Genomic DNA, 24,424 nt, shown 5'->3' on the forward strand with positions numbered 1-24,424 from the left:
CGCGCATGCGATTCGACGGCGGGCAGGCCGGCTGGCGCGAGACGCCGCGGCCTGGCTGCACGCTCGACCAGCGCGACTGGCTGACGCGCGGCGGATCGCTGACCGCGCACCTCGCGCGGCTCGGCCGCGTGAACGTGCGCGTGACGCGCGAGGCGGTCGACTGCCCGTGGTTCGACGAGCCGGACGCGGTCGCCAGTTTGCCGCGCGCACCGATGTGGGTGCGCGAGGTGATCCTGTCGGTCGACGGCATACCGTACGTCGCCGCGCACAGCATCGCGCCGCTTTCCGCCAGCAAGGGCGTGTGGCAGGCGATGCGGCGGCTGCGCACGCGGCCGCTGGCGGAGCTGCTGTACGGCGATTCGCAGGTCGAGCGTTCGGCGCTCGTCAGCCGGCGCGTGATCGCGGGCCATCCGCTGTATGCGCTGGCGACCCATGCGCTTGACGGGGCGCGAGCGCCGCATTCGTTCGCCGCGCGGCGCTCGGTGTTCCAGCGTCATGGCAAGCCGTTGATGGTCACCGAGTGCATGCTGCCGGCGCTGTGGCGTCATCTCGATGCGCACGGCGACGGGCCGCGCTCGGGCGGGCCCGGCGGAGGCGCGTGATGTTGCGGGGTTTCCCGCCGGTCGTCGCGGCGCATACGCACACGATGATCCTCGGCAGTTTTCCGGGCGAGGCGTCGCTCGATGCCGCGCAGTACTACGCGCATCCGCGCAACCAGTTCTGGCGGCTGCTCGGCACGGTGCTCGGCGAGCATGGGCTGCACGAACTTGCGTACGACATGCGGCTCGAGCGTGTGCTGTTGCACGGGATCGGGATCTGGGACGTGCTGGCCGCGTGTCATCGCGAAGGCAGTCTCGATTCGGCGATTCGGAACGCGAAGCCGAACGACTTCGACGCGCTGCGCGAACACGCGCCGTTGCTGAAGAAGGTCTGTTTCAACGGCAAGACGGCAGGGCGGTTTGCCGGCGTGATCGGCGAGGCCGGGTACGAGACGCTCGTGCTGCCGTCGTCGAGCCCGGCGAATGCGATGCTTTCGTTCGAGCAGAAATTGCATCTCTGGCGCGCGATTGACCTGTAGCGTGTCACAGGCAGCGGGCTTCCTCGCTCGCTGCTTGCCGTGGGACCGGATCACGCCCCATGCATCGCGCGCAGAGTGGGATCAGCCTACAACGCGACCCCGTCCAGTTCCGCATATGTGCGATGCAGCCATACCTTGACGCGCTGCCGCTCCAGCAAGCCGAGCCCGGTGGCGGCACGGTCCGGATGATTGACTGCCGCCCAGAAGCTGGCGCTCTGTCGATCGATCTTCTGCATGGTCGTATCGGGCAGGCGGCGCAGCGTGATCACGCTGGCGCCAAGCCCTTCGGCCCGCTCGCGCTCGCCGGATGCCTCCAGAATCTCGAAACGATCGCCGCGCACTTCGTTCAGCACGAGCATCAGCTTGATTCGTCCGCCGAACGCGTCGAGCCACCGCCGTAACAGGTCGACCGAATCGCGTCCGGTGTCCATGACGTGCCACCACGTGAGCGTGAGGTTGTGTTCTTCGGCAAAACCGAACACGTCCGAATCGTCGAGCCATTCGGCGAGCGCCTGCTGCGTCTGCGCGGCGAGATCGACCAGGATGCGTCGCTGCGGATCTTCGACGGCCGATTCCAGGACGGGATCGAGGCTGTCATGCTGGTCGAGAACGGCAGGCGCGGCGAAGTCGGAATAGAACCGCAGCAGTGCGCCATGCGATCGGTCGGTATCGAAGCCCAGGAAGGGCACGCTCCGATCGATGAAATACTGGGCTAGCACGCGAGCGGCGAGCGATTTGCCCACGCCGCCTTTTTCCCCGCCAATGAAGTGGATGTGACTCATGCTTACGGATCCCGTGTGGTGGAGCAGGTATGGCTGAAACCGACGTTAGCCGGTTTCGGTGACGTAACGACGAAACAGCTCACGTCGAAACGAAATGCGTGCGTGGCAGCAGCATGCTGTGTGATCGACAGAGGTGTCAAACCGGACAAAATATCAACCCGTTCCGGCGGCTGCCCGGCACGGTGCTCGGCGAGCACGGGCTGCACGAGCTCGCGTACGACGCGCGGCTCGAGCGTGTGCCGTCGCACGGGATCGGGATCTGGGACGTGCTGGCCGCGTGCCATCGCGAAGGCAGCCGCGATTCGGCGATCCGTCACGCGAGGCCGAACGATATCGATGCGTTGAAAGCCCATGCGCCGTTGCTGAGGAGGGCTTGCTTCAACGGCACGGCGGGGGGGCGACACGCTCGTGCTGCCTTCGTCGCGCCCGGCGAATGCGATGCTGTCGTTCGAGCAGGAGCTGGAACAGTGGCGCCGAATTGTCCTTTGACCGACAGCGCTGCCGACGTCTCGCTCGGCCGATGATCCTAAGCGATCGGCAGGGCCTTGATGTCAGGCGGCGAATACGACTTCGATATGCCCTTCGACTTCCGACTGACGGTCAGGCCCGACGGCAATCTGCACGTGACGGATCAACGATGCGTCGTGTCGGATCTGTCTCCGGCAGCGACCATCTCCCCGCCAATGCTATCCTCTCGTCCGCTAAAACCAGCATCACCCAGCGAGATTCAATCATGACCCGACTGATCAAGCGCGCGTCCGCCGAGGCGCGTGCGTCCAAGCGCAGCAAACCGTCCGCCTACAACGGCTCCGAAAAACTCCAGCCGCCGCGCGTGAAGCGCCGCCCGGACATCGACGAACACGACGACGTGCCCGTGCTCGAAGCGCCGCGCAAGCCGCGCTTCGCGCCCGTCACGTTCTCGGAAGAAGGCGGCGTGCGCTTCCTGCACTTCGGTACCGAGTGGGTGCAGGGTGCGATGCGGATCTCGAAGCCGCTGCATATCGAGCTCGAATACGCGCAGCAGATGATGGCGTGGCTGCTGTTCCTCGAAACCCCTGAGCGGATCGTCCAGCTCGGACTCGGCACCGGCGCGCTGACCAAGTTCTCGCACCGCTTCCTGCCGCACGCGAAAGTCGAGGCCGTCGAACTGAACCCGGCCGTGATCGTCGCCGCGCGCACGATGTTCGCGCTGCCGCCGGACGATGCACGCCTCGCCGTGCATGAAGCCGACGCATGGGATTTCGTCAACGACCCGGCCAACCGCGGCTCGGCGGGCGCGATCCAGATCGACCTGTACGATGCGACCGCGCGCGGCCCCGTGCTCGACAGCGTCGCGTTCTACCGTGCAGTGCGCGGCTGCCTCGCCGACGCGGGCATCGCGACGATCAACCTGTTCGGCGATCATCCGAGCTTCGTGCGCAACATGAAGCACCTGAACGCGGCATTCGATCATCGCGTGATCGCGCTGCCGGAAGTGCACGACGGCAACCGGATCGCGATCGCGTTCTCGGGCCCCGCGCTCGACGTGCCGTTCGCCCAGCTCGACGCGCGTGCGAAGCTGATCGAGGACACGCTCAAGCTGCCCGCACGCAAGTGGGTGAAAGCTTTGAAAGAAACGACCGGCGCACGCGACACCTCGTTCGCGATCTGACGTTTCATGCACCGGCGGCATGCCGGTGCAACCACGCGACAAGGGGCGGATCACCTCGGGTTCGCCCCTGCTTGACCGCGTGCTCGCGGCTCCTATACTGGCGCGAAGCTAGGGGAGCCGCAGCCTACCCGTTTTGTGCTCCTCTCGGCGCCGTACCCGCTCAACAAGATCGATAACCGGGAAAGATGAGGAGACGTCATGGCTCACGATGCCGACGCCAACCGGGCCGCCAAGCGCTGGCTCTGGCTGCTGGTACTGCCGCTGATCGCGATGGTCTGGGTACCGTCGTACAACAAGATCGAACCGCAATGGTTCGGCTTTCCGTTTTTCTACTGGTACCAGCTGCTGTGGGTCTTCATTAGCGCGGTGATCACCGCGTTCGTCTATTTCAAGACCAAGAACGCGTGGAAGGCGAGCGGTCCGCAGGGAGGTGCACGATGAATCTCGGTGCAACCTTCGTCTTCGTCCTGCTGTTCATCGGTGTCACGATCATCGGTTTCCTGGCCGCGAACTGGCGACGCGGCGATCTCGCCCATCTCGACGAATGGGGCCTCGGCGGACGCCGCTTCGGCACGATCGTCACGTGGTTCCTGCTCGGCGGCGATCTCTACACGGCCTACACGTTCGTCGCGGTGCCTGCGCTCGTGTTCGGCGCCGGCGCGATGGGCTTCTTCGCGCTGCCTTATACGATCCTGATCTATCCGTTCGCGTTCGTCGTGTTCCCGAAGCTGTGGAGCATCGCGAAGCGGCACGGCTATGTGACCGCCGCCGACTTCGTCAACGCACGCTACGGCAGCCGGATGCTCGCGCTTGCGATCGCGGTGACGGGCATCCTCGCGACGATGCCGTACATCGCGCTCCAGCTCGTCGGCATCGAAGTGGTAATCGGCGCGCTCGGCTTCGACACGACCGGCTTCGTCGGCGACCTGCCGCTGATCATCGCGTTCGCGATCCTCGCCGCGTACACGTACACGTCGGGGCTGCGCGCGCCCGCGATGATCGCGATCGTCAAGGACATCCTGATCTACATCACGATCGCCGCGGCGGTCGTCGTGATCCCGGCGAAGCTCGGCGGCTTCGGGCACATCTTCGCGAGCGTGCCGCCCGCGAAGATGCTGCTGAAGGCGCCCGACGCGATGAGCCTGAACGGCTACAGCGCGTACGCGACGCTCGCGATCGGCTCGGCGCTCGCGCTGTTCCTGTATCCGCACTCGGTGACGGCGATCCTGTCGTCGTCGTCCGGCAACTCGATCCGCCGCAACATGGCGATGCTGCCCGCGTATTCGTTCGTGCTCGGCCTGCTCGCGCTGCTCGGCTACATGGCGCTCGCATCGGGCGTGAAGGACATGCCGCAGTACGCGCCGTACTTCAAGGCGTTCGGCCCGAACTTCGCGGTGCCCGCGCTGTTCCTCGAGTATTTCCCGTCGTGGTTCGTCGGTGTCGCGTTTGCGGCGATCGGCATCGGCGCGCTGGTGCCGGCGGCGATCATGTCGATCGCGGCCGCGAACCTGTACACGCGCAATATTCACCGCGAGTTCGTGAACCGCAACATGTCGCACGACCAGGAAACGCACGTCGCGAAGCTCGTATCGCTGATCGTGAAGGTCGGCGCGGTCGCGTTCATCCTCGGGCTGCCGCTGACCTATGCGATCCAGCTGCAGCTGCTCGGCGGGATCTGGATCATCCAGACGCTGCCCGCGATCGTGCTCGGCCTGTACACGCGGCTGCTCGACCATCGCGGCCTGCTGATCGGCTGGGCGGCCGGCATCGTGTGCGGCACGTGGATGGCGGTCTCGCTGAAGCTGGCGAGCTCGATCTTCACGATCCACCTGTTCGGCCTCGCGATTCCCGGCTACGCGGCCGTGTGGTCGCTGGTCGTGAACCTGGTGGTGGCGGTGGTGGTGAGCGTGCTGGTGCGCGTGATGGGCATGGCGCATGCAGAGGATCGCACGCGGCCGGAGGACTATCTCGACGTGGTGGAAGGCTGACGCTGCCTGCACGGCCACGCAATGAAAAAGCCCGCCACCGGCAAGGTGGCGGGCTTCGTCTTTCGTGTTATCCCTGCGCGCGTTTCGCGAGATCCTCGCGCTGCGACAGGTCCTCGACGTTGACCATCCAGTGCACGCCGAAACGATCCTTCGCCATCCCGAAGCCGAGCGCCCAGAACGTCTTGCCGAACGGCATCGTCACTTCGCCGCCGTCGGCGATTGCATTGAACAGCTTCTGGCCTTCCTCGACCGTCGCCGGGTTCAGCGACAGCGAATAGCCGGCATGCATGCCACCGCCGGGCTGGCTGCAGTCGCCGTCCGAGCACATGATCATCGAGTCGCCGATCGTGAAGCTCGCGTGCATCACCTTGTCGCCCATCTCGGGCGTCATCGGGTAGTCGGGATTCGGCGGCGCATCCTTGAAGTGCATCTTGAACATCGTCTTCGCACCGAGTGCCTTTTCGTAGAACTGAAGGGCTTCGTCGGCACGACCGTAGAACGTCAGGTACGGTTGAACTTGCATCGCTGTCTCCTGTAGTGGGGGGCCGGCCTGCGCATCAGTGCGGGTTCGGCGTCGTGCAAGACTGACTGGGAAAGGGGGCCTCGGGAGGCGGCCGACGCACCCGTGACGTGGATTGTAGTGCGCGTGCTCGACGATGGAATGAAAAATAAAACGGCCGCGAACATGACGTTCGCGGCCGTGTGCGGCGTGCTTGCTGACGGCTGTTGTCAGTGTTGCCGACAGCCGCAGACGCGTGTCGCGGCTTATCGCAGCGAGTCGATCAGCTTCTCGAGCTTCACCGCATCGGCGGCGAATACGCGGATGCCTTCGGCGAGCTTTTCGGTTGCCATCGCGTCGTCGTTCAGCTGGAAGCGGAACGCGGCCTCGTCGATCGCGACACGCTCGGACGGCTTGTCCTGCAGCGCTTCCGGCGACAGCTTGCGCGTGACGGTCTCGTTGCTGTCCTGCAGCTTCTGCAGCAAATCGGGACTGATCGTCAGCAGGTCGCAGCCGGCGAGTTCGGTGATCTGGCTGGTGGTGCGGAAGCTCGCGCCCATCACTTCGGTGTTGTAGCCGAACGTCTTGTAGTACGTATAGATGCGGCGCACCGACTGCACGCCCGGATCGTTCGCACCGCCGTCCTTCTCTTCATTCCACTCCGCGCCGGCCTGCTTCTTGTACCAGTCGTAGATGCGGCCGACGAACGGCGAGATCAGCTGCGCGCCGGCTTCCGCGCATGCAGCGGCCTGCACGAGCGAGAAAAGCAGGGTCATGTTGCACTTGATCCCTTCCTTCTGCAGCACTTCGGCCGCGCGGATGCCTTCCCACGTCGATGCGAGCTTGATCAGGATGCGCTCGCGGCCGATGCCGGCTGCCTCGTACAGCTTGATGAGCTCGCGGCCCTTGTCGATCGAGCGCTGCGTGTCGAACGACAGGCGTGCGTCGACCTCGGTCGACACGCGGCCCGGGATCAGCTTCAGGATCTCGGTGCCGAATGCGATCAGCAGGCGGTCGATGATGAAATCGGTGCTTTCGTTGCGATGATCGCGGACGGTTTTCTCGAGGATCGGCTTGTACGCATCCTTCTGGACGGCCTTCAGGATCAGCGACGGGTTCGTGGTCGCGTCCTGCGGCTGGTATTGCGCAAGCTGCTGGAAATCGCCCGTGTCGGCGACGACGGTCGTGTACTGCTTCAGCTGGTCGAGTGCGGTAGTCATGGCGATTCGGAAGAAGGGCGCAATGCGCCGGGTTCTCACGGGCCGCGCGAGCGCGGCGGCGAAGCGAAGCGGCGCCGGGCGCCGCCTCCGATCCGCTATTCTAGGCCCGATTCGTGTCGGGCACGTTCTGGCGTGTCCGGATGGCTGCGGCGGCGGGCGCTGCGCCGCGTCACGCGGGGCGTCGCGCGTTCAGGATCACCTGCGTGACGATTCCCGCGACGAGCCCCCAGAATGCCGAGCCGATCGACAGCAGCGTGAGGCCCGACGCGGTGACCATGAACGTGACGAGCGCGGCTTCGCGCTGCTTCACGTCCTGCATCGCGTTCGCGAGCCCGCTCATGATCGAGCCGAACAGCGCGAGCGCGGCGACCGACACGACGAGCGCCTTCGGCAGCGCTGCGAACAGCGCGGCGATCGTCGCGCCGAAGATCCCCGCGATCAGGTAGAACGTGCCGCACCACACGGCGGCCGTGTAGCGCTTCGCGCGATCCTCGTGCGCTTCCGGGCCCGTGCAGATCGCGGCCGTGATCGCCGCGAGGTTGACGCCGTGCGAGCCGAACGGTGCGAGCAGCAGCGATGCGAGGCCGGTGGTCGCGATCAGCGGCGACGACGGGGTCGGATAGCCGTCCGCGCGCAGCACCGCGATGCCCGGCACGTTCTGCGACGCCATCGCGACGACGAACAGCGGAATGCCGATGCTGACAATCGATGCGATCGAGAACGCGGGCATCGTGAACACGGGCTTCGCGAACGCGATGTGAAAGCCGCTGAAGTCGAGCAGGCCGAGGCCGCCGGCGACTGCCGTGCCGACGATCAGCGTCGTGACGATCGCATAGCGCGGCGCGAGCCGCTTGACGATCAGGTACGTGAAGAACATCGCGAGCACGAGCGCGGTCTGGAACTGCGCGGCGCGGAAGATTTCGATGCCGATCTCGAACAGGATGCCCGCGAGCAGGGCGGCGGCGATGCCGGCCGGAATCTTGCGCATCAGCGTGTCGAACAGCCCGCTCACGCCGATGGCCGTGAGCAGTACCGCGCAGACGACGAACGCGCCGATCGCCTCGGGGTAGGGTACGCCGGGCAGCGACGCGATCAGCAGCGCGGCGCCGGGCGTCGACCACGCGACGACGACGGGCGCGCGAAAGCGCAGCGACAGGCCGATCGTCGTCAGCGCCATGCCGATCGACAGCGCCCAGATCCACGACGAGATCTGCGCATCGGTGAGGTGGGCGGCGCGCCCGGCCTGGAACATCAGCACGAGCGAGCTCGTGTAGCCCGTCATCATCGCGACGAAGCCGGCGACGAGTGCCGAGACCGAGGTATCGGCGAAAAAGCGGCGGCCGCCGGCGCGGCTGGCGCTCGCGGTGGGCGAGGGGTTCATGCTATCTCCGGGGGGAGGCCGCGCGGGCGCGGCCTTCGTGCTGGGTGGGGGTCGTTACTTGCTAAGTGCGCGCATCGCGGTTTCGAGGCCGGCAAGCGTGAGCGGATACATGCGCTGGCCGAGCACGTCGCGAATGATCGCGACCGACTGCCGGTATTCCCATAGCCGCTCGGGCTCCGGGTTCAGCCATGCATGATGGGGGAACTGGTCGGCGAGGCGGCGCAGCCATACGGCGCCGGCTTCCGGGTTGTTGTATTCGACCGAGCCGCCGGGCTGCAGCACTTCGTACGGGCTCATCGTTGCATCGCCGACGAAGATCAGCTTGTAGTCGGGCGTGAACTTGTGCAGCACGTCCCACGTCGCGGTGCGTTCCGAGTGGCGGCGGCGGTTGTTCTTCCACAGGTGGTCGTACACGCAGTTGTGGAAGTAGAAGAATTCGAGGTGCTTGAATTCGGCCTTCGCGGCCGAGAACAGCTCTTCGGTGCGCTTGATGTGATCGTCCATCGAGCCGCCGACGTCGAGCAGCATCAGCACCTTCACGTTGTTGTGGCGCTCGGGCACCATCCGCAGGTCGAGCCAGCCGGCGTTCGCGGCGGTGCTGCGGATCGTGCCGGGCAGGTCGAGCTCCTCGGCGGCGCCTTCGCGCGCGAAGCGGCGCAGCCGCCGCAGCGCGACCTTGATGTTGCGCGTGCCGATCTCGACGGAATCGTCGTAGTCGCGATATGCGCGCGCTTCCCACACCTTCACCGCGGTGCGGTTGCCGTTCGACGGGCCGCCGATGCGCACGCCTTCCGGGTTGTAGCCGCCGTGCCCGAACGGCGACGTGCCGCCGGTGCCGATCCACTTGTTGCCGCCTTCGTGGCGTTCTTTCTGCTCGTCGAGCAGTGCCTTCAGGCGCTCCATCAGCTTGTCGAGCCCGCCCATCGCCGCGATCTGCGCCTTTTCTTCCGGCGACAGCTCGCGCTCGAGACGCTTTTCGAGCCAGTCGAGCGGAATGTCGAACGCTTCGGACGGCAGTGCGGACACGCCGTGGAAATACGCGCCGAACGCCTGGTCGAACTTGTCGAAGTACTGCTCGTCCTTGACGAGCGTCATCCGCGCGAGGAAGTAGAACGCATCGATCGACGGCGAGATCAGCCCGGCCTTCAGCGATTCGAGCAGCGTCAGGTATTCCTTCACCGAGACGGGCAGCTTGGCTGCGCGCAGCGCGTAGAAGAAATTGAGCAGCATGGCCGGGCCTTCGCGGATGGGGGGATTACCGGTTGTGCCGGTTCATGTAGACGAGCCGTTCGAGCAGGCTCAGGTCCTGCTCGTTCTTCAGCAGCGCGCCCGCGAGCGGCGGCACGATCTGCTTCGCGTCCACGCCGCGCAGCGCGTCGGCCGGGATGTTCTCGGCGAGCAGCAGCTTCAGCCAGTCGAGCAGTTCGGACGTCGACGGTTTCTTCTTCAGGCCCGATACGCCGCGCAATTCGAAGAAGCTCTCGAGCGCCGCACGCAGCAGCGCCTCGCGGATGTCCGGGAAATGAACCGCGACGATCTTCTGCATCGTCGCCGGGTCGGGAAACTGGATGTAGTGGAAGAAGCAGCGGCGCAGGAACGCGTCGGGCAGCTCCTTCTCGTTGTTCGACGTGATGATGACGAGCGGGCGGTGCTTCGCGCGGACCGTTTCACGTGTTTCGTACACGTGGAATTCCATCCGGTCGAGCTCGCGCAGCAGGTCGTTCGGGAATTCGATGTCGGCCTTGTCGATCTCGTCGATCAGCAGCACGCTCGGGTGCTCGGCATCGAATGCCTGCCACAGCACACCCTTGACGATGTAGTTCGAGATGTCCTTCACGCGCTCGTCGCCGAGCTGCGAATCGCGCAGCCGCGACACGGCGTCGTATTCGTACAGGCCCTGCTGCGCCTTGGTGGTCGACTTGATGTGCCACTGCAGCAGCGGCATGTCGAGCGCGGCGGCCACTTCCTCGGCGAGCATGGTCTTGCCGGTGCCGGGCTCGCCCTTGATCAGGAGCGGGCGTTGCAGCGTCAGCGCGGCATTGACCGCGAGCTTCAGATCGTCGGTGGCGACGTAGTGCGAGGACCCTTCGAAACGCATGGCGGCGCTCTTCTCAAACGGGGAAAAAACCCAGTATAAGTCAGAAGGGCTGTCCGGTTAGGCTGCGCCCGCGTATCGTTGCGGGGCTGTGGCGGGGCGAACCGGGGTGCCTTGTGGACGCGTTCCCCGCCGACGCGGTACAATCTGGCCGTTTTTTTTGGCCTGCGTGGCGACCTGACAAGCATAACGGCGCGGGCCGTTGCCGCTTTGGCGCCAGTTTCCCCTCAAGCTAGGTTACAAGAGCTATGAACAAATTTGTCGGCAAACACGTCGTTGTCGCAGCGCTCGTGGCGCTCGCGGGCAGCGCGCAGGCGGCCGGTGTGGTCGGCAACCCGAAGGACGGGGCGAGCAAGGCCGCCATGTGCATCGGTTGCCACGGCATCCAGGACTACCGCGCGGCGTACCCGGAGGTCTACCGGGTGCCTGTCCTCGGCGGCCAGAACCAGCAATATCTCGAGAACGCGCTGAAGGCCTACCGCAAGAAGGATCGTCACTTCCCGTCGATGAATGCGATCGCCGGTTCGCTGACGGACCAGGATATCGCGGATCTGGCGGCGTACTACGCCGTCCAGAAGGCCGACACGAAGGACAATCCCTACAAGTAAAGCGCGCGCCGCCGATCTGACCGGCGGGACAGGAGCATTCATGAACAACGCATTCAAGACGGCGGCGGTTGCACTGGCGGCCGGCCTCGCGATCGGTACCGCGCACGCGGCGGACATCACGAAGGGCAAGGAACTGGTCGAATCGCACAACTGTGCCGCCTGCCACGGCGCGCAGATGAACAAGCCGATCAACGCCGAATATCCGCGCCTCGCCGGCCAGCATGCCGACTACCTCGTGTGGGCGATGCGCCAGTACCAGATGGGCCTGACGAATCCGCTGCTCGGTCGCAACAACGCGATCATGCAGGCACAGGTGCAGAGCCTGTCGGTCAGCGACATGAAGGACATCGCCGCCTACATCGAGTCGCTGAAAGAGACCGATCTCGTGTTCAAGAAGTAAGCGCGACGGGCCCGACGGGCCCGCGCAGCAAAAATACCCCGCCTCGGCGGGGTATTTTTTTGTCCGCGACCCGGCGCCCGTGGGCCGGTGCCGCGGCGCTCAGTCGCGCGATGCGCGGCGCAGGATGCGCTGCAGGTATGCGTCGGTATCGGGCGGCGTGTTCGTGCGCTGGGCTTCCCAGATCGTCTCGCCGAGACACTCCATGATCACGTGCTGCGCGTCGTGGGTCGAGTCGAGCTTTGCCGCGAGCTTGTCGTGCGCGGCGCGGATGCCGGGCGGCTGGTCGATCGACAGCTGCTCGCTGATCGCGAGGTGCATTGACAGGTGCAGGAACGGGTTCGTGCGGCCTTCCTCGGGCGTGTACTCGCGCGCACCGGCGCCATCGGCGTCGGCAAGTTCGTCGTGATATTCGGGATGCTCGACGATCCAGTCGGCTGCCATCGCTTCCAGCGGTGTCAGGATCTCGCCGGCGCGCTGCTTGCGCCAGGTCTCGGTGAAAAAGCGACGCACTTCGTCGCGGCTTGGATTGAACATGGTGGGGAAACGTCGTGATTCGGACGGCGTGATGCCGCGTCGCGCATTGTACGCCGGGTCGGCGGACGGCGCTGGCGGCGGGCGGGAGCGGGTTGCGCCGCGGCGGTGGCCGGCAGGCGCGGCAGGTGGCGCTGGTAGCGCCCGTGGCACCGGCATTGTCCGCAGTGCAGGCGCCGGCCGGTCGCCCAGCCTCCCTGCCGGGTCGGCGGAACGGGTAAGCGTGGGCTAGGCTCGCCGCCGCCGCGCCGTTACACTCCGACGATTTCCGTCGCCACGCCATTCGCGCCCGTTCGATCATGACCGCCACCGCCCGCCCATCGTCCGCCGCCCTGCAGGGCACGCTCTACGTCGCGCTGTCCGCCGCCGCGTTCGGTGCGATGGCGATTTTCGGCCGCTACGCGTATGCGGCCGGCGTCGACGTGCTCGGGCTGCTGATCGTGCGCTTCGCGATCGGCGGCGCGGTGCTCGCGGCGATTGCACGGCATCGCCGTGTCGTGTGGCCGCGCGGGCGCGCGCTCGGCCCCCTCGTGGCGATGGGGGCGCTCGGCTACGTCGGGCAGTCGTTCTGCTATTTCAGCGCGCTGCAACACGCGCAGGCGAGCCTCGTCGCGCTGCTGCTGTACCTGTATCCGGCCTTCGTCACGCTGCTGGCCGCATGGTGGCTCGGCGAGCGCCTCACGCGCGCGAAGGCCGTCGCGCTCGTGCTGTGCGTCGCGGGTTCGGCGCTGATGGTCGGCGGCGGGCATGGCGAGCCGCTCGGGATCGCACTCGCGCTGGCCGCCGCGGTGATTTATTCGCTGTACATCGTCGGCGGCACGAAGGCGACGCGCGGCGTCGATCCGCTCGCGACCACCGCGATCATCTGCCTGTCGGCAACCGCGACGCTCGTGGCGATCGCCGTCGTGCGGACCGCGGCGTTCGGCGCGCCGCCGCGCTGGCCCGCGACGGCTGGCGGCTGGGCGTCGATGCTCGCGATCGCACTCGTGTCGACGGTCGCGGCGATGCTTGCGTTCTTTGCCGGGCTCGAGCGGCTCGGGGCTGCGCGCACGTCGATGCTGTCGACGCTCGAACCGGTCGTGACGGTCGCGCTTGCGGCGCTGCTGTTCGGCGAAGGGTTGTCGCCGCTGCAGTGGGCGGGCGGCGTGGCGATCCTGGCTGCGGTGCTGGCGCTGGTGCGCGCGGGCGGTGCGGCGGCTGACGACGCGACGGCGACGTCCAACGCGTAGTCGGGAAAGGGAAAGCGGGGGCGGCTGCCGTGCTGTCGCGGCCGTGGTGTGCCGGCGGCACATCGGCCGATGGCGCGTGCATCGAGCGCCCTGCCGCATGGCGCCGGGCGGTCTGCGGCACGTCGGCCGCGGTTGCGCGTCACTCGTTCGGCGGCGGCGTTTTCGGCCTGAATTCGCACAGCGGCTCGATCGCGCAGTGCCAGCATTCGGGCTTGCGGGCCTTGCACACGTAGCGCCCGTGCAGGATCAGCCAGTGATGCGCGTCCTGCAGGAATTCCTTCGGCGTGAACTTCTCGAGCGCGGCCTCGACGGCCCGCACGTCCTTGCCCGGCGCGAGCCCCGTGCGGTTCGCGACGCGGAAGATATGCGTGTCGACCGCGATCGTCGGCTGGCCGAACGCGGTGTTCAGCACGACGTTCGCAGTCTTGCGGCCGACGCCCGGCAGGCCTTCGAGCGCTTCGCGATCGGCCGGCACCTCGCCGTCGTAGCGCTCGAGCAGGATCCGGCACGTCGCGACCACGTTCTTCGCCTTGGTCCGGTACAGGCCGATCGTCTTGATGTACTCGGTGACGCCTTCTTCGCCAAGTGCGACGATTTGTCGCGGAGTGTTTGCGACCGGAAACATCTTCCGCATCGCCTTGTTGACCGATACGTCGGTCGCCTGCGCGGACAGCATCACGGCGATCAGCAGCTCGAACGGCGTCGAGTATTCGAGCTCGGTGGTCGGATGCGGATTGAGGCTCTGCAGCGTTTCGTAGATCGCGTGTCGTTTGCTGGCGTTCATGGAGCGTTCTGGTCGGGCGGTGCGGACGGCCCGCCCGGGCCGTCGTTGCCTGCGTCGTTCTCTTCATCGTTGCCGCTCGCAGCCGCCGCTTCGGCGTCGCGTTGGGCCTGCTGTTCGGCGAGCCGTTTGCGGCGCGCCTCGGCCGCATCGATCTGCGCCTGGACGGCTGCGCTCACGCCTTCGGTGTTCTTCGGCCCGGCGCCTTGCCCGGACAGTTCTTCCTTCTTCTTGCGCGCACGTTCGAGCGCGGCGGCGATGATCGCGCGCTTCTTCGCTTCGGCGTCGTCGGCGGCCGGTGCGGCAGCCGGCGCGGTGGATTGCGCTTCCGCTTGTGCCGCAGCCGGCTTCGCGGCACTGGCCGCGCGGCGTGCTGCCGCGCGCGCTTCGGCGGCCTCGCGTTCGCGGCGCTGGCGCGCGAGCCGCAGGTCGTGGCGTTCACGCGCGGCATCGGCCTGTGCCTGCGACCACGCGTCCCAGCCGGTGCGATCGCCGGTCACCGGCAGCATTGCGATGCAGTCGACCGGGCAGGGCGGCACGCACAGGTCGCAGCCGGTGCACAGCGACTCGATGATCGTGTGCATCTGCTTCGGCGCGCCGACGATCGCGTCGACCGGGCACGCCTGCATGCACAGCGTGCAGCCGATGCAGAGGCTTTCGTCGATGAAGGCGACCGCGCGCGGATGCTCGCTGCCGTTGACGGGGTTCAGCGGAATCACCGGCTTGCCGAGCAGGCTCGAGAGGCGCGCGATGCCTTCGGCGCCGCCGGGCGGGCACTGGTTGTAGTTCGCGTCGCCGGCGGCGATTGCCTCGGCGTACGGGCGGCAGCCGTTATAGCCGCACTTCGTGCATTGCGTCTGGGGAAGCAGATCTTCGATGCGATCTGCGAGTGTTTTGGAGTCGGTCACGGTGACAACGGGCGCAGCGGCGCCGAATGGCTCTCGGCCGCGTCGGGCGCGGCCGGAAAGGTTTGCCAAAGCTTGATTATCGCCGATTTCCCGCATTGCGCTGGACGCCGTCTGTGCGCATAATCGAACCGCTTTTTTGCAGGGGCTCAGCAGGAGGGCGGCCGCCCGCGGCGCGCCCGTTCCAGGGCGGCCGGCGCCGAGGCGGTGGGGGTGCCGGTCCGGATCAAGCGGCTCACATAGCAAAACGCCACCATGAATCAGCCAAAAATCAAAAGAGATCCTGAAGGTACGCGCCGCCGCATCCTGATGGCGGCAGCCGAAGAGTTTGCGAGTGGAGGGCTGTTCGGCGCACGCGTCGACCAGATCGCGCGCCGGGCCGAAACCAACGAGCGCATGCTCTATTACTACTTCGGCAGCAAGGAGCAGCTGTTTACGGCCGTGCTCGAACACGCGTTCTCCGCGCTGACCGAGGCCGAGCGCGTGCTCGATCTCGACGGCGTCGCGCCGGTCGAAGCCGTCACGCGGCTCGCGCATTTCGTTTGGGACTACTACCGCGACCATCCGGAGCTGCTCAGGCTCATCAACAACGAGAACCTGCACGAAGCGCGCTACCTGCACAAGTCGACGCGGATCCGCGAGATGATGTCGCCGATCGTCGCGAAGCTCGGCAACGTGCTGTCGCGCGGCCAGAAGGCCGGGCTGTTCCGCACCGACGTCGATCCGCTGCGCTTCTATGTGACGCTGTCGGGGCTCGGCTACTACATCGTGTCGAACCGCTTTACGCTCGCCGCGACGCTCGGCCGCGATTTTACCGACACCGACGAGCGCGCCGAGATGGTCAGGATGAACACCGAAGTGCTGCTCGCGTATCTATTGCGCCGCTGATGCGCCGACCGGGCTGAAGCGGCCGCCGGATGTAAAAACGCCGCCGTGCGCAGGCAACGGCGGCGTTTTTTCGTCGGAACGCGATGCGTCAGGCGGCCTTGCGCGTGCGCACGGTCTTGGCGCGCGGGCTGCTGCCGGCAGCGCGTTCTGCGGCCGGTGCGGCCTTGGCAGGGGCGGCGGCCTTGGCCGGCGTCTTCGCGCGCGTGCGCTTCGCCACGTTGGCGCGCGTCGCTTCAGCCGGTGCGTTGCTGGCCGGTACGGCGGCGAGCGTCGTGGCCGTCGGCGCATCGGGGACATTCTTCGTCGCGCCGTGCTTCGGCTCCGGTGCATGCTCGCGGATGAAGTCGCGCAGTTGCGGATAGATGATCGTGCGCCAGCGGCGGCCCGAGAAAATCCCGTAGTGACCGCACTTCTCGGCGGTCAGGCTGCGGCGGTCGTCTTGCGGGATGCCCGTGCACAGCTCGTGCGCGACGTGCGTCTGGCCGCTGCCCGAGATATCGTCGAGTTCGCCCTCGATCGTCATCAGCGCGGTGTGCCTGATGTCCTGCGGACGCACGCGCTCGCCTTCGACATCCCACGTGCCCTCGGCCAGCCGGAATTCCTGGAACACGACGCGGATCGTCTCGAGGTAATACTCGGCCGCCATGTCGAGCACTGCGTTGTACTCGTCGTAGAACTGGCGGTGCGCTTCGGCGTCGTCCTCGTCGCCGCGCAGCAGGCTCTGGTAGAAATCCCAGTGCGACTGCGCGTGCCGTTCCGGGTTCATCGCGACGAAGCCCGTGTGCTGCAGGAAGCCCGGATACACCTGGCGGCCTTCGCCCGGATAGTTCGCGGGCACCGTGTGGATCACGTTGTTCTCGAACCACGCGGTCGAGTGCTGCGTCGCGAGCGAATTCACCGATGTCGGGCTGCGGCGCGCATCGATCGGGCCGCCCATCATCGTCATCGTGAGCGGCGTGTCCTCGCCGCGGCTCGCCATCAGCGAGATCGCCGCGAGCACCGGCACCGTCGGCTGGCACACCGAGATCACGTGCAGGTTGCGCGCGCCGATGTGACGGATGAACTCCTGGATATACGCGATGTAGTCGTGCAGGTGGAACGGGCCGGTCTCGACCGGCACCATCCGCGCATCGATCCAGTCGGTGATGTAGACCTTGTGATCCTGCAGCAGCGTGCGCACGGTGTCGCGCAGCAGCGTCGAGTGGTGGCCCGACAGCGGCGCGCAGACCAGCACGACCGGTTCGTCTTTCAGTTGCGTGACGGCGTCGGCGTCGTCCGAATAGCGCTTGAAGCGCAGCAGTCGGCAGAACGGCTTCTCGACGATCGTCTGCTCGACGATCGGGATGTTGTGGCCGTCCTTGACGATCTGATGAATGTTGAACTCGGGCTTCTCGTAATCCTTGCCAAGCCGGTACATCAATTCGTACGCGGCGGCCATCCGCGTCGCGCCCGGCATCAGCGAGAACGGGCTGGACGGATTGGCGAACGATTTGGACGCGGCCTGGGCCCAGGCCGTCAGCGGGCTCAGCATGGCGCGCTGGAATTCGTGCAGTTGGTAAAGCATGCAGACTACTCCCGCGTGGGGGACGGTGCGCAAGGGCGGCGTGGGGCGTCGCGGCGTGCCGTGTGGGTCAGCGACCGGCCATGATGCATAGCAGCCGGACAATCGCGTCGATCATATCGGACAACGATGAATGTTGCAATGCAACATTTCCCCGATTATTCATCAACCTTTTGCGATTTGACGTTCTCTGAACAAGCCGCTAGCGCCTCCGTTCAGCGCCCCGTGGCGACGGCCGGCGCGGGCTGGCCGGCTGCGCGCGCGATCGCATCTTCGTGGTGCATCAGGTTCATCGCGGTATGCACGAGCGCCACGTGAGAGAACGCCTGCGGGAAGTTGCCGACCAGCCGCCCGGCCACCGGGTCGTATTCCTCCGCGAGCAGCCCGAGGTCGTTCGACAGCGCGAGCAGCCGGCTGAACAGGCGGTGCGCGTCGTCGATCCGGCCGAGCAGCGCATAGTTGTCGACCAGCCAGAAGCTGCACGCGAGAAACGTGCCTTCGCCGGGCGGCAGGCCGTCGTCGTACTCGGTCGTGCGGTAGCGCATCACGAGCCCGTCGTGCAGCAATTCCCGCTCGATCGCTTCGACCGTGCCGACGATGCGCGGGTCTTCCGGCGGCAGGAAGCCGAGCAGCGGCATCAGCAGCACGCTGGCGTCGAGCTCGTCGCTGCCGTAGCTCTGTGCGAACGCCTGCTTGCTTTCGTGCCACGCGTTGTTGCACACGTCGGCATGGATCTGGTCGCGCAGCGCGCGCCAGCGGTCGAGCGAGCCGGGCAGCCGGAACATCTCCGCCGACTTGATCGCGCGGTCGAACGCGACCCACGCCATCACCTTCGAGAACGTGAAATGGCGGCGGCCGCCGCGCGTTTCCCAAATGCCTTCGTCGGGTTCCTGCCAGATCTTCTCGAGATGGTCGAGGAGTGCGCACTGCACCGACCAGACCGTGTCGTCGGCCTGCAGGCCGCCCACCCGTGCGAGGTGCAGCGCGGCCATCACCTCGCCGAACACGTCGAGCTGGAGCTGGTTCGCGGCGCCGTTGCCGACGCGCACCGGCTTCGAGTCCTGATAGCCGGGCAGCCAGTCGAGCTCCATTTCCGGCAGCCGGCGTTCGCCGGCAATCCCGTACATGATCTGGATCTGTTCGGGCGAGCCGGCCATCACGCGGCCGAGCCACGTGCGCCACGCGCGCGCCTCGTCGTAGTAGCCACCGCGCATCAGCGCGAGCAGCGTGATCGTTGCGTCGCGCAGCCAGCAGTAGCGGTAGTCCCAGTTGCGGTTGCCGCCGATCTTCTCGGGCAGCGACGTGGTCGGCGCCGCGACGATGCCGCCGGTCGGCTCGTACGCAAGCGCCTTCAGCGTGATCAGCGACCGGCGCACGGCGGCCGCGTAGCGGCCCTGCACTTGGCAGCGGCCCGACCATTCGAGCCAGTAGTTCTCGGTGCGCGCGAGCATCGACAGCGGATCGCGCGCGGGCGGCAGTCGCAGGTGCGACGCCGCGTAGCTGAGCGAGAACGGCACGCGCTCGTCGGCGCTGACCGTGAATTCCGCGAGCGTGTGGAGATTCTTGCCGGTGAGCGGCACCGGCGTGCGCAGCACGACGGTGTCGGGGCCCGCGATCGCCTTCATGCCGTCCTCGCGGGTCAGTTGCGTGACCCACGGGATCGAGAATCCGTAGTCGAAGCGCAACACGAGCTCCATGCGCATCTTCATCGCGCCGTGGCGGCCGACGACGATCCGCACCAGTTCGGACCAGCCGTTGCCGGGCGGCATGAAGTCGATCACGGTGACGGCGCCGTCGGCGCTTTCGTAGTCGGTTTCGAGAATCAGCGTGTCGCCGCGATAGCGGCGCGTCGTGTGCGTGATCGCGGCGTCGGCGGCCGGCGCGAGCAGCCAGCGGCCGTGCTCGGGGGTGCCGAGAAGCGCCGCGAAGCAGGCGCCCGAATCGAAGCGGGGCCAGCACAGCCAGTCGACGGAGCCGTCTTTTGCGATCAGCGCGGCGGTGTGGCCGTCGCCGACGAGGGCGTAGTCTTCGATCAGGGCAGGCATGGGCAGGCGAGATCCTTGGTTTCGAGTTCACAGTGCGGACGGCGGTGGCCAAGGCTTCACGCGCTGGCACCGCGCCCCGTATACTCTGCCGGGCGGCGGAGCGCATGAACGGCCGGCGTTTCGTCCTATCTCAACACTTGAAGCGACTCGATGCAAGGAGGATTCAATGCCCAACCGTTTACGCGAGCGTGACGCACGCGCTTCGACACGAGGGTTCCCGCTTAGGCTCGCTCACTGGATGAAAGGTTTCGCGATCGTGCTCTCCCTTTCCGCGACCCATGCATTTGCGCAGCAACCGCCCGCCCCGGCCGACGGCGTCTACAACCTGCTCGTCGGCACCTACACGGGCGGCGGCAGCGACGGGATCTATGTTTACCGCTTCGATACGAAAACCGGCAGCGTCGCGCCCGTGTCGTCGGCGAAGACCGTGAATCCGTCGTACCTGTTGCCGAGCCGCGACGGTCGCACCGTCTACGCGGTCAACGAACTGCCCGGCGACGACGGGCCGGCGGCGCAGCGCGGCGGCGTCAGCGCATTCCGCTTCGACGCGAAGACGGGCGCGCTGAGCTTCATCGACCGCGTGTCGTCGGAAGGGAACGATCCTTGCTATCTCGCGCTGTCGCCGGACGGCAAGACCCTCGTGACCGCCAACTACTCGGTCGCGAAGGATCCGGGCGGCAGCTTCGCGGTGTTGCCGCTGCGCGACGACGGCGCGGTCGGCCAGGCCGCGCTGACCGTGCACCACGAAGGTACGGGGCCCGTGAAGGGCCGCCAGGACGGCGCGCACGTGCATTCGACGGTGTTTTCGCCTGATGGGCACTACCTGTTCGTACAGGATCTCGGTGCGGACAAGATCTACGGCTACCGCTACACGGTGGATGGCAGCCGCGGGCTGATCAGCCCGACCGAAACGCGCTACACGCCGGTGAAGGCGGGTTCGGGCCCGCGTCACATGGTGTTCAGCGCCGACGGCCGGTACGCATACGTGACGAGCGAACTCAACGCGTCGGTCGAGGTGTTCGGCTACCACGACGGCAAGCTGACGCCGGTCGAGACCGTGTCGATGACCGCGCCGGGCTTCAAGGGCAAGGTCGGCGGCGGCGCGATCCACCTGTCGCCGGACGGCCGCTTCCTGTATGTGAGCAACCGCGGCGACGCGAACGACCTCGTGATCTATGCGGTGAACCAGGCCGACGGCCGGCTCAAGCACGTCGGCCGCCAGTCGAGCCTCGGCAAGACGCCGCGCGAGTTCCTGATCGATCCGACCGGCAAGTGGCTGATCGTCGGCAACCAGGACAGCGATACGTTCTACGTGTTCAGCCGCAATGTCGAAACGGGGCAGCTTGGCGCGAATCCGCAGAAGGTGGCGGTCGGCAAGCCGGTCGACTTCAAGCTGGTGCCGGTGCAGTAAAAAAAGAAGGGCGCTGCCGAGGCAGCGCCCTTTGTTTTTCCGGGGCGGCCGGTTTCCCGGTGTGCCCGTATCGGTTGACGGCGGCCGCCCGGCCGCGCTCAGTCGGCCGCGGCCGGCACGAGCACCTCGCGGCTGCCGTTGATACCCATCGGCGACACGAGTCCGGCCGCCTCCATCTGCTCGACGAGGCGCGCGGCGCGGTTGTAGCCGATGCGCAACTGCCGCTGCACCGACGAGATCGACGCGCGCCGCGTGCGTACGACGAATGCCACGGCTTCGTCGTACAGCGGATCGGCTTCCGCGTCCGGCGCATCGCCGAACAGGTCCTGCGTTGCACCGTCGGCGGCCGGGCCGTCGAGGATCCCTTCTTCGTACTGCGGCTCGCCGAACTGCTTCAGGTACTCGACGATCCGGTGCACTTCCTCGTCGGCGACGAACGCACCGTGCACGCGCTGCGGATAGCCGGTGCCCGGCGGCAGGAACAGCATGTCGCCCATCCCGAGCAGCGATTCGGCGCCCATCTGGTCGAGAATCGTGCGCGAGTCGATCTTCGACGACACCTGGAACGCGACGCGCGTCGGGATGTTCGCCTTGATCAGGCCCGTGATCACGTCGACCGACGGTCGCTGCGTCGCGAGGATCAGGTGGATGCCGGCCGCGCGTGCCTTCTGCGCGAGGCGCGCGATCAACTCCTCGATCTTCTTGCCGGCGACCATCATCAGGTCGGCCAGCTCGTCGATCACGACGACGATCAGCGGCAGCGTCGACAGCGGCTCGGGATCGTCGGGCGTCAGCGAAAACGGGTTGCCGATCTTCTTTTCCTTCGCTTCCGCGTCGCGGATCTTCTGGTTGAAGCCCGCGAGGTTGCGCACGCCGACGGCCGACATCAGCCGGTAGCGCTTCTCCATCTCGCCGACGCACCAGTTCAGTGCGTTCGCTGCGAGCTTCATGTCGGTGACGACCGGCGCGAGCAGATGCGGGATGCCTTCGTAGACCGACAGCTCCAGCATCTTCGGGTCGATCATGATGAGCCGCACGTCCTCGGGCGTCGCCTTGTACAGCAGCGACAGGATCATCGCGTTGATCGCGACCGACTTGCCCGAGCCCGTCGTGCCCGCGACGAGCATGTGCGGCGCCTTCGCGAGATCGGTGACGACCGGATGGCCGGTGATGTCCTTGCCCATCGCGATCGTCAGCTGCGAGGCCGAGTGCTGGTACTGGCGTGACTCGATGATTTCCGACAGGCGGATCATCTGGCGCTTCGCGTTCGGCAGTTCGAGGCCCATGCAGGTCTTGCCGGGAATCGTCTCGACGACGCGGATCGACGTGAGGCCGAGGCCGCGCGACAGGTCCTTCATCAGCCCGACAATCTGGCTGCCCCGTACGCCAAGTGCGGGTTCGATCTCGAAACGCGTGATCACGGGGCCGGCCGACGCGCCGACCACCGTCACCGGCACCTTGAATTCCTGCAGCCGCTGCTCGATCACCTGCGCCGTCTGCGCGAGGTGTTCTTCGGTGATCGTTTCGATGTCGCCGGACCCGGGCTCGAGCAGGTCGAGCGTCGGCAGCTCGACGTTGAACGACGCGGGTGCGTGGAATTCGAATGCGTTCGGGCGCGGCTGGCGCACGGGGGCGTCGGGGGCCGGTGAGCCGGCTGCGGCCGGCGCCGCGGGTTCGGTTGCCGGGGCCGCGATTGCTTCGGCCGGCGGGGCAGTGGGGATCGCCGGTGCGGTCGCGACCACCGCAGGGGCGGCCACGCTCGTGCCGGGGATTGTTGCTGCGGGTTGCGGTGCCGCGGCCGATGAGGCTGCCGGTGTTGCGGAGACATTCGACACGGACCAGCCTGCCGGCGCCGCCGCCGGGGCGGTTGGCGTTGCGAACGTCGTGGTTTCGATCGCTGCAGGTGCGGAAGCGATCGACGGAGCCTGCGTCGCGGCGGTTGTGCCGAAGGACGTCAGCGAGCCGGCCGGAACGACGGGTGAGCTTGCGAGCGGTTGCGCCGGTGTTGCCGCGGCTGTGGCGATCGGTGCGACTGCGCCGGAGGGCCGTGCCGTCATGTCGGACGCGGCCGACGGTACGGGCAGGCTTGCGGCCGGCTGCGGGGTGACTACGCCGGAGGTGTCGAATGTGCCGAATGTCGTACCCGTCGAAGCGGTTGCCGGGTGGACCTGAAGCGTCGGGACGGGCGCGGCAGACGGTGCAGTGATCGAGCCGGACGCGATATTCACGGGCGTCACAGTAGCGATCACCGGTGCGGTCGAATCGGATGCCAAAGCCGACGTGCCGGCCGTCGACGGTGTCGCGGCGGGCGCAATGCTCGATGCGGGGGCTTGCGCAGCCGAACCGTGGGCGGTGCCGACGCTCGGCGATGCAGCGGTAGCCGAAGCCGTTTGCGGGGCGGCAAATGGTTGAACAGCGACCGGCGATTTCGGCAATTCAGCGGCGACGGGCGTATTCGTCGCGGCAGGTTGCGCCGTCAACGGCGTCCACGTCCGTGCCGCTGCCGGGGCGGCGTCCTTTGCGATTGCCGACAGCGCCGCTGCAGGTTCCACCGTGTCCGCCTTGAAGGCTTCCAGTGCGGCACTCGATGCGGCCGGTACCGAAGCTGCCGCAAACGGCGTGGCTTCCGCATTTGCGCGCGACGTCGTCTCGGCGATCGGCGAAGAGGGGAGGGCTGCGAACGGCGCGATGTTCCCGGCGGGCTTCGCATCGGCGTGCGCATTGGCGATGCCCTGCGGCACACGGGCCGATGCCGTGCGATCGATTGCGGGAGCCGGTTGCTCCGTGGACTTGTCGTCAGTATCGAACGATGCCGGCGGATTGCTCGCGGCGATGTCGTGAACCGCCTCGGTCCCGGGTTGCGCGGCGGCGGCATGGGCCGGTTCCGATCCCGTCAAATCGGTCGACGACTCGGCGACCGGGTTCCAGTCGGAAGCATCGAATGACGAAACCGGCTGGCTGGCGAGGTCTTCCCACGGCGCGAGGTCGATGGGCGCGTCGAACGATGGCGCCGGCGCGATTCCCGGCGCCGGCGCGGCAGGGGCATCGTCGGCGGGTCGGATCTCGTCATCGGCGTAATACGAGAGCGCGGCATCGTCGATGCCGGTATTCGACAGCGTGTGCGGTGCGGCGGCGTCGAACGCCAGGGCGCCTGAGTCGGCAACCGGTGCATGGGCAGTGGGCGCTGCCGGCAGGAACGCGTCGAGCACGATCGGTGCGTCGTCGTACGCCGGTGCGCCATCGTGTGCGAGCGGAACACTGGCGTCGTGCGCCGCGAGGCCGTGGGTCGCGGAGGCGATCCCGGCCGGCACGGCCGCCGCCGCCGGCGCTGCAATGCCGGCTGCTGCCGCGGCCACACCGGCCACGGTTGC

At 67.0% G+C, this 24,424-nt stretch carries 22 protein-coding genes and 1 pseudogene; 11 read left to right on the forward strand and 12 right to left on the reverse strand.

Features of this window, described 5'->3' with window-relative positions; all coding sequences use genetic code 11:
* Positions 1 to 5: 5 nt before the first annotated feature.
* Together G3N64_RS12245 and G3N64_RS12250 are read left to right on the forward strand one after the other, a co-directional pair.
* Entirely contained in the window at positions 6 to 602 is a 597-nt protein-coding gene (locus G3N64_RS12245) for a chorismate lyase (protein ID WP_205784189.1), read from the forward strand.
* Complete coding sequence (locus tag G3N64_RS12250; RefSeq protein ID WP_205784190.1) at positions 602 to 1,078, forward strand: DNA-deoxyinosine glycosylase; 477 nt, start codon at positions 602 to 604, stop codon at positions 1,076 to 1,078. The genes G3N64_RS12245 and G3N64_RS12250 overlap by 1 nt, the downstream gene beginning before the upstream one ends.
* Before the next feature lie 86 nt (positions 1,079 to 1,164).
* Here the strand turns inward: G3N64_RS12250 and G3N64_RS12255 are convergent, their stop codons facing one another.
* Positions 1,165 to 1,860 (reverse strand): mobilization protein, encoded by a 696-nt coding sequence (locus tag G3N64_RS12255; protein ID WP_205784191.1) that lies wholly within the window; start codon positions 1,858 to 1,860, stop codon positions 1,165 to 1,167.
* A gap of 155 nt (positions 1,861 to 2,015) precedes the next feature.
* Here G3N64_RS12255 and G3N64_RS39705 point away from each other — a divergent pair.
* The 4 genes and pseudogenes from G3N64_RS39705 to G3N64_RS12275 all read left to right on the forward strand — a co-directional run.
* A pseudogene (locus G3N64_RS39705) lies at positions 2,016 to 2,349 on the forward strand (DNA-deoxyinosine glycosylase); the annotation flags it as partial.
* 244 nt (positions 2,350 to 2,593) lie between these two features.
* Positions 2,594 to 3,511 carry a spermidine synthase gene (locus G3N64_RS12265; protein ID WP_205784193.1) on the forward strand — a complete coding sequence of 306 codons (918 nt, stop codon included), beginning with the start codon at positions 2,594 to 2,596 and terminating at the stop codon, positions 3,509 to 3,511.
* A 198-nt stretch (positions 3,512 to 3,709) separates the two neighbouring features.
* Positions 3,710 to 3,952, forward strand: coding sequence for a DUF3311 domain-containing protein (locus tag G3N64_RS12270; protein WP_128842774.1), 243 nt, complete (start codon positions 3,710 to 3,712; stop codon positions 3,950 to 3,952).
* On the forward strand, positions 3,949 to 5,499 hold the full coding sequence (locus G3N64_RS12275) for a sodium:solute symporter family protein (protein ID WP_205784194.1): 1,551 nt from the start codon (positions 3,949 to 3,951) through the stop codon (positions 5,497 to 5,499). The genes G3N64_RS12270 and G3N64_RS12275 overlap by 4 nt, the downstream gene beginning before the upstream one ends.
* Positions 5,500 to 5,566: 67 nt before the next feature.
* Here G3N64_RS12275 and G3N64_RS12280 read toward each other — a convergent pair whose 3' ends face one another.
* From G3N64_RS12280 to G3N64_RS12300, 5 genes are all read right to left on the reverse strand, one after another.
* Positions 5,567 to 6,022: a VOC family protein gene (locus G3N64_RS12280; protein WP_205784195.1), complete on the reverse strand. Its 456-nt coding sequence runs from the start codon at positions 6,020 to 6,022 to the stop codon at positions 5,567 to 5,569.
* 242 nt (positions 6,023 to 6,264) lie between these two features.
* Complete coding sequence (gene tal, locus G3N64_RS12285) at positions 6,265 to 7,218, reverse strand: transaldolase (protein ID WP_205784196.1); 954 nt, start codon at positions 7,216 to 7,218, stop codon at positions 6,265 to 6,267.
* Between the two features lie 169 nt (positions 7,219 to 7,387).
* Positions 7,388 to 8,599, reverse strand: a complete 1,212-nt coding sequence (locus G3N64_RS12290) for a benzoate/H(+) symporter BenE family transporter (RefSeq protein ID WP_205784197.1) — start codon at positions 8,597 to 8,599, stop codon at positions 7,388 to 7,390.
* Between the two features lie 54 nt (positions 8,600 to 8,653).
* A complete protein-coding gene (locus G3N64_RS12295; RefSeq protein ID WP_205784198.1) occupies positions 8,654 to 9,829 on the reverse strand; it encodes a VWA domain-containing protein in 1,176 nt (391 codons plus the stop codon).
* A gap of 25 nt (positions 9,830 to 9,854) precedes the next feature.
* Positions 9,855 to 10,697: a MoxR family ATPase gene (locus tag G3N64_RS12300; RefSeq protein ID WP_205784199.1), complete on the reverse strand. Its 843-nt coding sequence runs from the start codon at positions 10,695 to 10,697 to the stop codon at positions 9,855 to 9,857.
* A 245-nt stretch (positions 10,698 to 10,942) separates the two neighbouring features.
* Between G3N64_RS12300 and G3N64_RS12305 the strand changes: the two genes are divergently transcribed.
* On the forward strand, positions 10,943 to 11,302 hold the full coding sequence (locus G3N64_RS12305; RefSeq protein ID WP_011352793.1) for a c-type cytochrome: 360 nt from the start codon (positions 10,943 to 10,945) through the stop codon (positions 11,300 to 11,302).
* 40 nt (positions 11,303 to 11,342) lie between these two features.
* A complete protein-coding gene (locus tag G3N64_RS12310) occupies positions 11,343 to 11,702 on the forward strand; it encodes a cytochrome c (RefSeq protein WP_027786804.1) in 360 nt (119 codons plus the stop codon).
* Between the two features lie 99 nt (positions 11,703 to 11,801).
* Here G3N64_RS12310 and G3N64_RS12315 read toward each other — a convergent pair whose 3' ends face one another.
* A complete protein-coding gene (locus tag G3N64_RS12315; protein WP_205784200.1) occupies positions 11,802 to 12,236 on the reverse strand; it encodes a DUF1841 family protein in 435 nt (144 codons plus the stop codon).
* A gap of 296 nt (positions 12,237 to 12,532) precedes the next feature.
* Between G3N64_RS12315 and G3N64_RS12320 the strand changes: the two genes are divergently transcribed.
* Positions 12,533 to 13,462 (forward strand): DMT family transporter, encoded by a 930-nt coding sequence (locus G3N64_RS12320; protein ID WP_205784201.1) that lies wholly within the window; start codon positions 12,533 to 12,535, stop codon positions 13,460 to 13,462.
* A 139-nt stretch (positions 13,463 to 13,601) separates the two neighbouring features.
* On the opposite strand, the gene nth is transcribed toward G3N64_RS12320, so the two are convergent.
* Positions 13,602 to 14,246, reverse strand: a complete 645-nt coding sequence (nth, locus tag G3N64_RS12325) for an endonuclease III (RefSeq protein ID WP_085041993.1) — start codon at positions 14,244 to 14,246, stop codon at positions 13,602 to 13,604.
* Complete coding sequence (rsxB, locus tag G3N64_RS12330; protein ID WP_205784202.1) at positions 14,243 to 15,247, reverse strand: electron transport complex subunit RsxB; 1,005 nt, start codon at positions 15,245 to 15,247, stop codon at positions 14,243 to 14,245. The genes nth and rsxB overlap by 4 nt, the downstream gene beginning before the upstream one ends.
* A 156-nt stretch (positions 15,248 to 15,403) precedes the next feature.
* Between rsxB and G3N64_RS12335 the strand changes: the two genes are divergently transcribed.
* Complete coding sequence (locus G3N64_RS12335; protein ID WP_085041995.1) at positions 15,404 to 16,036, forward strand: TetR family transcriptional regulator; 633 nt, start codon at positions 15,404 to 15,406, stop codon at positions 16,034 to 16,036.
* Between the two features lie 88 nt (positions 16,037 to 16,124).
* Here G3N64_RS12335 and phaZ read toward each other — a convergent pair whose 3' ends face one another.
* A complete protein-coding gene (phaZ, locus tag G3N64_RS12340; protein WP_205784203.1) occupies positions 16,125 to 17,600 on the reverse strand; it encodes a polyhydroxyalkanoate depolymerase in 1,476 nt (491 codons plus the stop codon).
* A gap of 212 nt (positions 17,601 to 17,812) precedes the next feature.
* On the reverse strand, positions 17,813 to 19,642 hold the full coding sequence (locus G3N64_RS12345; protein WP_205784204.1) for a glycoside hydrolase family 15 protein: 1,830 nt from the start codon (positions 19,640 to 19,642) through the stop codon (positions 17,813 to 17,815).
* Between the two features lie 166 nt (positions 19,643 to 19,808).
* On the opposite strand from G3N64_RS12345, the gene G3N64_RS12350 reads away from it, so the two are divergent.
* Complete coding sequence (locus G3N64_RS12350; RefSeq protein ID WP_205784205.1) at positions 19,809 to 21,053, forward strand: lactonase family protein; 1,245 nt, start codon at positions 19,809 to 19,811, stop codon at positions 21,051 to 21,053.
* A 98-nt stretch (positions 21,054 to 21,151) separates the two neighbouring features.
* On the opposite strand, the gene G3N64_RS12355 is transcribed toward G3N64_RS12350, so the two are convergent.
* A partial coding sequence (locus G3N64_RS12355) for a DNA translocase FtsK (protein ID WP_277399103.1) occupies positions 21,152 to 24,424 on the reverse strand: 3,273 nt, incomplete at its 5' end.

The organism is Burkholderia sp. Ac-20344, from assembly GCF_017104975.1.
Taxonomy (GTDB): Bacteria; Pseudomonadota; Gammaproteobacteria; order Burkholderiales; family Burkholderiaceae; genus Burkholderia.